This is a genomic window from Marinobacter sp. L-46 (assembly GCF_056859535.1).
The window spans coordinates 1-2,444 of record NZ_JBSXOP010000001.1 but is presented as its reverse complement, the minus strand read 5'-3'; the positions used below and the strand labels follow the sequence as shown (position 1 = coordinate 2,444).

Genomic DNA, 2,444 nt, shown 5'->3' with positions numbered 1-2,444 from the left:
GTAAGCGCCATTAAACCGACCCACTTGCCCTAACCGTATTGAGCCACATTTTTTAAAGCTGGCAGCTCTGCATTCCAGGGCAAGAGAGCTTCCAATTGTTCGAGGGTAACCGCATCAGCGATGTGCGTCAGCACATGGTGGATGTACGCCGACGGTTCCAGCCCGTTGGCCTTGGCCGTTTCGATCAGCGAGTAACAGGTGGCGCTGGCTTTCGCGCCTTGCGAGGTGTCGGCGAACAGCCAGGCTTTTCTTCCCAGAGCGAACGGGCGGATGGCATTCTCGGCACCCGCGTTGCTGATTTTCAGGTCGCCACGTTCGCAGTAGCCAATCAGGGTATCCCATTGGTTCAGGGTGTAATCCATCGCCTTGCGGGTGAGCGAGCCTTTCAGCACCTTGCTGGCGTTTTTCTCCAGCCAGGCCTTGAAAGCATTCAGCAGCGGCAGGCTTTTTTCCTGGCGCACGCGGTAGCGCTCGGCGTCACTCAGTTCGTTCGCGGCTTTTTCTAGGGCGTACAGTTTGCGGATGTGACTGAGGGCCACATCGGCTTTCGATGGCTGGCCTTTTTTGCCCTTGGCTGGCGCAGCCCGGGAGGCTTCCACGAACTTGCGCCGGGCATGGTCCCAACAACCGATGCGTGTCAGACCGTTTTCACGGCAGACCTGCCCATAGCCGGAGTAGCCATCGGCTTGCAGGATGCCCTGGAAGTCATCCAGCAGGCGCACCGGCACCTTGCCACCTCGTGATGGATCATACTCGAACAGAACCGAGGGTTTTCCCGGTGGACCACCCCGGGTCACCCACATCCACTTGTCCGATTGGGCTTTTTTGCCATCCTCCTTGAGCACCTGGATCCGGGTTTCATCGGCCTGCAGGTAGTCACTGCCGTTCTGGGTTTCACGCATCAGGGTCATCAGCGGTTTGAACACGTCGTTCAGGCGGATGATCCAGTGGGCCATGCTGGTGCGGCTCAGGTCATGACCCAGGCGCTTGAACATCTGCTCCTGCCGGTACAGTGGCAGGCCATCGGCGTACTTGGAGGTGATCAGGTAAGCCAGTAGTGACGGTGTGGCAATGCACTTGCCCAGTGGGTGCTTGGACCGGGCGGCCGCAATGACATGCTCTTGACCGTCTTGTTCGAACACCGCCTTTTCCTGCCAGTACTCCAGGACTTTCAGTTGGGCCGGAATGTACTCCAGCTCTTCCTTCACTTTGGTGAAGAAGGTCTTGCTGGCGCCGGCTTTCTCTTCCTCGCTGAGGGTCAGTTCAATACGCTCACGCAAGAGCGTGTCGGAGAAGCCGCGTTGGCGGCGCTTGCGGGAGCGAGGCGGCGCATCGGCTTCTTCCACATCGTCAGGGAGTTCGTCGCGCAGTGCGTCAATTTCGACTTCCAGCTCGGCTTCGTCGAACAAGAGGATCTGGCGGGGTTGTTTTTCACTGCTTGCGGCGAACTGCTGGATCTTCTTGTGGCGCAGGAGTTCTTCGAGAATAGCGATATAGTTGTCGCGACGCTGGAGGGTCTCATCACGTTGCTTCAACTGGCTCTGCAGATCGCCGATAACGGCCGCCATTTCAACGGGCGAGAGACCGCTGAAATCGGGTGTTTTGGGCGTGTTATCAGGCATTGTTTTCATGGCGAAATTATAGCAAAAACAACGCCCTGACACACTTAAAAAGTGCTACCCAACGCTCTCATAATGCAGGGTTTTATGGCCCTGCAGCAGGGTGATGTCGTAGCCGTCCAGCAACCAGTTGATCTGCTTGCCGTTCAACGGCATCAGCTCATCCGACGGCCCCGGCCACTTGAATTTCTCCTCGGCCAGGGACTTGTAGTAGAGCACGAAGCCGTTGTCTTCCCACATCAGGCACTTGATCTTGTTCCGCTGTCGATTGGTGAACGCATAAAGCGCTCCGGAGAACGGGCTGTGCCCCAGCTCCTGCTCGACAATCAGCGCCAACCCAGTGGCCTGCTTGCGGAAATCGACAGGCTGTCGATACAGGTAAATCTCCGGCAGGTCCCAGGAGGGGCGAAGGTACCGGTGGCGCATTACAGTTGCCTCAGCACGGCACCGAGCAACTCCACATTGCCGGCGTGCAGGCCGGTGATCGAGACGCCGCCGGGCAATGACACCGTTAATCCTTCTGACGACTCCGGACCAGGCACTGCCGATACCTTGGCAAACCCAGGCGACGACACGGGTTGCTCCGGAACCGCTGTCTCCGGTTCGGCCAGCTTTTTGCGCCAGTAAACAAAGCGGCAATAAGTCAGTGATTGCTGCTGGCAGTAGGCCATGCCGGACAAACCGGATGCCTGCCAGTCTTCGATACGTTGCTGCCAGAGCCGTCTGCGTTCGATGTGTGTCATACTGATTTCTCCTGGGTTGACGAGGAAATCAGTGTGGGCAATCTTGGTAACCGAAAGTAGGTGCTGGTTTATTGGCGCTTAC

3 protein-coding genes are annotated in these 2,444 nt (G+C 57.6%); all 3 read right to left on the bottom strand.

All coding sequences use genetic code 11. The features are described from left to right. Positions 1-29: 29 nt before the first annotated feature. From tnpC to tnpA, 3 genes are read right to left on the bottom strand one after another with little or no spacing between them, the layout of a single operon-like run. Entirely contained in the window at positions 30-1,631 is a 1,602-nt protein-coding gene (gene tnpC / locus AC13DJ_RS00015; protein ID WP_482933710.1) for an IS66 family transposase, read from the bottom strand. A gap of 45 nt (positions 1,632-1,676) precedes the next feature. Continuing rightward, positions 1,677-2,045 carry an IS66 family insertion sequence element accessory protein TnpB gene (tnpB, locus tag AC13DJ_RS00010; RefSeq protein ID WP_482933709.1) on the bottom strand — a complete coding sequence of 123 codons (369 nt, stop codon included), beginning with the start codon at positions 2,043-2,045 and terminating at the stop codon, positions 1,677-1,679. Beyond that, entirely contained in the window at positions 2,045-2,362 is a 318-nt protein-coding gene (tnpA, locus tag AC13DJ_RS00005; RefSeq protein ID WP_482933708.1) for an IS66 family insertion sequence element accessory protein TnpA, read from the bottom strand. Before tnpA ends, tnpB begins: the two co-directional genes overlap by 1 nt. Positions 2,363-2,444 lie beyond the last annotated feature (82 nt).